A 4792-nucleotide genomic window follows, 5' to 3' on the forward strand; every position below is an offset into this window, starting at 1 on the left:
CGCCTGCGCTGCGCTTGTCTCTCCGACCTCCCCTCAAGGGGGAGGTTGGGGGTCCCGCCCCCATTGGCACGCCGCCGCCTTGCGTCTGCGCCCGCAGCGTCTATGACGGAAGGCCCCGACCTCAAGCTAGCCCCGAGTCCGCCATGCCCGCCTTCGCCGAAACCATCTTGGTCGTGTTCACGCTGATCGCCATCGGCTACGCGGCCGCGGCGCTCAGGCTTTTGAGGCCCGGGACCGGCGACGGGCTCACCGATTTCGTCTTCACCATCGCCGTGCCGCTGCTGCTGTTCCGCACCATCGCCACCGCGAGCTTCGACCATGGCGCGCCCTGGGCGCTGTGGGTCACCTATTTCACCGCCGTGCTGGTGACCTGGAGTTCGGCGCATCTCGCCATCCGCGCGGGCTTCGGCCGCGATGCGCGCGCGGGCGTGGTGGCGGGCGTGACGGCGGGGTTCTCCAATCTGGTGCTGCTCGGCATTCCCTTCATGTCCGGGCTCTATGGCGAGGCGGGGCTGGCGGTGCTGTCGCAGTTGGTCTCGATCCACCTGCCGATCATGCTCGGCGCCTCGATCCTGCTGTTCGACTGGGCGGTCAAGCGCGAGGATCCGTCGGCGCATTCCAAGTCGGTGGTGGCGATGGCCACCGGCTTTCTCGGCCAGCTCGTCACCAACCCGCTGATCATCGGCATCCTTGCCGGCCTCGCCGCCCGGCTCTCCGGCCTGGCGATCCCCGCCACCGCCGACCGGGTGATCGCCAGCCTCGCCAGCGTCGCGGGACCGCTCGCGCTGTTTGCCATGGGCGTGTCGCTGTTCGGCTACGGCATCCGCGGCCAGGTGCGCCAGGCGCTGGCCATGGTGTCGCTCAAGCTCGTGCTGATGCCGGCGTTGGCGCTCGGCATGGGCCTGGCGCTCGGCCTGCCGGAGATCCAGCTCAAGGTGGCGGTGGCCGCGGCCTCGCTGCCGGCCGGCGTCAATTCCTGGCTGATCGCCTCGCGCTTCGGCACCGGCCAGCGGCTGGCCTCGACGTCGATGACGCTCGGCACGGCGCTCGCCGCCGTCACCACCGGCGTCTGGCTGCTCATTGTCGAGGCGGTTGTGTGACGCCGCCGGGACGCGCGCCGCGCTTTGCTTTTGTTTCGTTTGTTTTCTTTTGACATTCGTAATGGTTTCGAATTAGAAAAATGCCTCGTGTTCGCCGCAGGACGGGGGAGAGGCCAATGGCGCAGGACAGGCTCTATGATGTGTTCGTCATCGGCGGCGGCATCAACGGATGCGGCATCGCGCGCGACGCGGTCGGACGCGGCTATTCGGTGTGCCTGGCGGAAATGAACGATCTCGCCTCCGGCACCTCGTCCTGGTCCTCCAAGCTCATCCATGGCGGCCTGCGTTATCTCGAGCATTACGAGTTCCGGCTGGTCCGCGAGGCGCTCACCGAGCGCGAGGTACTGCTCGCCAACGCGCCGCACATCATCTGGCCGCTCCGCTTCGTGCTGCCGCATCACAGGGAGATGCGGCCGGCATGGCTGTTGCGGCTCGGGCTGTTCCTCTACGACCACATCGGCCAGCGCAAGCTGCTGCCAGCCACCAGGACCCTCGACCTCAGGACCTCGCCGGTCGGAAAGCCGCTCAAGCCGCTGTTCTCAAAGGGGTTCGAGTATTCCGACTGCTGGGTCAACGACGCCCGGCTGGTGGTACTCAACGCCGTCGATGCGGCCGAGCGCGGCGCCGACATCCACACCCGCACCGAAGTGGTCAAGGCCGAACGCAGGGACGGCGTCTGGGAGATCGTCCTCGCCGACCGCTCCGGGACGAGCCCGGCAGAGGGGCGCGAGCGGAGGGTCAGGGCGCGGATGATCGTCAATGCCGGCGGTCCCTGGGTGGACCGGATCCTGTCGGGCGTGGTCGGGCGCAACGACGCGCACAATGTGCGCCTGGTGCAGGGCAGCCACATCGTGGTGCCGAAGCTGCATGACCATGACCGGGCCTATATCTTCCAGAACGGCGACGGGCGGATCATCTTCGCGCTGCCCTACGAGGAAGATTTTACCCTGATCGGCACCACCGACCGCGATTACGACGGCGATCCGAAGGACGTGGCGATCACCGACGGGGAAATCGACTATCTGTGCGCGGCGGCGAGCGAATATTTCGCCCGTCCGGTCGAGCGCGCCTCGATCGTCTGGACCTATTCCGGCGTCCGCCCGCTCTATGACGACGGCGCCACGGCGGCGCAGGAGGCCACGCGCGACTATGTGCTCAAGCCCGATCCCTCCGAGGGCGCGCCGCTCATCAACATCTTCGGCGGCAAGATCACCACCTATCGCAAGCTCGCCGAATCGGTGCTCGAGCTGGTCGAGGCCCGGCTCGGTCGCAAGTCGTCGCCCTGGACCCACCGCGCGGCGCTGCCGGGCGGCGATTTCCCGGCCGACGGATTTGACGCCCTGGTCGCCCGGATCGAGGCAGACTATCCGTTCCTGGAGCCCCGGCAGGCGCGGCGCTATGTCCGCCATTACGGCACGCGGGCGCGGATCCTGCTCGGCGCGGCCCGGTCGGTGGCGGAGATGGGGCAGGATTTCGGCCATGGCCTCTATGCGCGCGAGGTGGATTACCTGATCGCGCAGGAATGGGCGATGGAGGCGGCGGACGTGATCTGGCGGCGCTCCAAACGCGGGCTGCGGCTCGACCGGGATCAGGTGACCGCGCTTGACGCCTACATGGCGGAGCAGCGCGCCGGCTAGGGCAGGGCGCCCCAGGACAGGTAGGCAAGGCCCCGGGCTTTGCGCAGGACGCGAATCCGGGTCTTATGGGGCCGGACAGGGAGGACAGCATGAGCGGATATATTCTGGCGATCGACCAGGGCACCACTTCGAGCCGCGCCATCGTGTTCGATGGCCAGATGCGCATTGCCGGCGTCGGCCAGAAGGAATTCACCCAGATCTACCCGCACTCGGGCTGGGTGGAGCACGATCCCGAGGAAATCTGGAAGACCGTCCTCTGGGCGGTCCGGCAGGCGCTGAAGAAGGCGGGCGTCGAAGCGTCCGACATCGCCGCCATCGGCATCACCAACCAGCGCGAGACGGTGGTGGTCTGGGAGCGCGACAGCGGTAGGCCGATCCACAACGCCATCGTCTGGCAGGACCGCCGCACCGCCTCCTATTGCGAGAAACTGAAGCGCCAGGATCTCGAAAAGACCTTCACCCGCAAGACCGGGCTTCTGCTCGATCCCTATTTCTCCGGCACGAAGCTGTCGTGGATGCTCGCCAACGTGAAGGGCGCCCGGGCGCGGGCGGCGCGCGGCGAGCTCTGCTTCGGCACCATCGACACGTTCCTGATCTGGCGGCTGACGGGCGGCAAATCCTTCGTCACCGACGCCACCAACGCCTCGCGCACGCTGATGTTCAACATCTCCACCGGGGAGTGGGACGCGGAACTGCTGAAGATCCTCAGGATCCCCGCCGGCATGCTGCCCGAGGTCAAGGACTGCGCCGCGGATTTCGGCGTCACCGAGAAATCGCTGTTCGGCGCCGAGATCCCGATCCTGGGCGTTGCCGGCGACCAGCAGGCGGCGACCATCGGCCAGGCCTGTTTCGAACCGGGCATGCTCAAATCGACCTATGGCACCGGCTGCTTCGCGCTTCTCAACACCGGCGCGGACATGGTGCGCTCGAAGAACCGGCTCTTGACCACCATCGCCTACCGGCTCGACGGCAAGACCACCTATGCGCTCGAAGGCTCGATCTTCATCGCCGGCGCCGCGGTGCAGTGGCTGCGCGACGGCATCAAGGTGATCAAGAAGGCCGAGCACAGCGGCGATCTCGCGGCCGAGGCCGATCCCACGCAGGACGTCTATCTGGTGCCCGCCTTCACCGGGCTCGGCGCGCCGCACTGGGACCCCGACGCGCGCGGCGCGATCTACGGCATGACCCGCAACACCGGCCCCGCAGAATTCGCCCGCGCCGCGCTCGAGGCGGTCTGCTACCAGACCCGCGACCTGCTCGACGCCATGCACAAGGACTGGAAGAGCGCCGGCGCCGACACGGTGCTCCGCGTCGACGGCGGCATGGTGGCGTCCGACTGGACCATGCAGCGGCTGTCCGACATTCTCGACGCGCCGGTCGACCGCCCGGCGATCCTCGAGACAACCGCGCTGGGTGCTGCCTGGCTCGCCGGGCAACGCGCCGGCGTCTGGCCCAAGCAGGCAGCCTTCGCCAAGGCCTGGTCGCGCGACACCCGCTTCAAGCCGCAGATGGACGACAAGACCCGCTTGGCCAAGCTCAAGGGCTGGCGCGACGCGGTGCGGCGCACGCTGAGCTGACGGGTCGCGGCCGATCGGACAGTTCCGGAACCACCGGCAGCGCAGGCTGCCGGTGGTTCCGTTTAAAGGGGCGCGTGTTCGCCGCCTACATCAGGTGGCGAGTGAACCACTCGCATTGCGCCGGGGCGGAGATCGCGAAGGCGTCGCCGACATAGGCGTCGAAATGCGCGCAGTTGAGGATCAGCAGCTTCTTGGGTTCGAGCGCCTCCTCATAGGCCTTGAGCGTGAGGTCAGCCGGCGTGAGATGGTCCTTGTCGCCGATGACGATCATCAGCGGCGTCGGGGCGATGCGGGCGATGGAGGCGCCCGGCTCGTATTCGGTGAACATCTCCATCGACCGCAAGGTGATCTCGTTTTTCCACCTGCCGAGGTTTTCCGGCGGCAGGGTGGTGAAGAAGGTGAGGCTGTCCTCGGTCGGCAGGGCGCAAGGCCCGCGGTCCGGCGAGACGACGGGCAGGGTGACGGGCGCCGCGCCGCC

The 4792-nt window shown here is 67.8% G+C and carries 4 protein-coding genes; 3 read left to right on the forward strand and 1 reads right to left on the reverse strand.

Annotation, left to right across the window (positions count from 1 at the left end; genetic code table 11):
* Nucleotides 1–143: 143 nt before the first annotated feature.
* The 3 genes from LL06_RS17760 (at nucleotide 144) to glpK (ending at nucleotide 4314) form a co-directional block, all read left to right on the forward strand.
* The gene (locus tag LL06_RS17760) at nucleotides 144–1100 is read left to right on the forward strand and encodes an AEC family transporter (RefSeq protein ID WP_035529889.1); all 957 of its coding nucleotides are present in this window, start codon (nucleotides 144–146) and stop codon (nucleotides 1098–1100) included.
* 116 nt (nucleotides 1101–1216) lie between these two features.
* A complete protein-coding gene (gene glpD / locus LL06_RS17765; protein WP_035529891.1) occupies nucleotides 1217–2737 on the forward strand; it encodes a glycerol-3-phosphate dehydrogenase in 1521 nt (506 codons plus the stop codon).
* Nucleotides 2738–2826: 89 nt separating this feature from the next.
* Nucleotides 2827–4314 carry a glycerol kinase GlpK gene (gene glpK, locus LL06_RS17770; protein ID WP_035529901.1) on the forward strand — a complete coding sequence of 496 codons (1488 nt, stop codon included), beginning with the start codon at nucleotides 2827–2829 and terminating at the stop codon, nucleotides 4312–4314.
* 85 nt (nucleotides 4315–4399) lie between these two features.
* Here the strand turns inward: glpK and LL06_RS17775 are convergent.
* The coding region (locus LL06_RS17775; protein ID WP_035529903.1) for an alpha/beta hydrolase at nucleotides 4400–4792 on the reverse strand (393 nt) is incomplete at its 5' end.

Origin of the sequence: Hoeflea sp. BAL378 (assembly GCF_000759435.1) — a bacterium.
Lineage (GTDB): Bacteria > Pseudomonadota > Alphaproteobacteria > Rhizobiales > Rhizobiaceae > Hoeflea.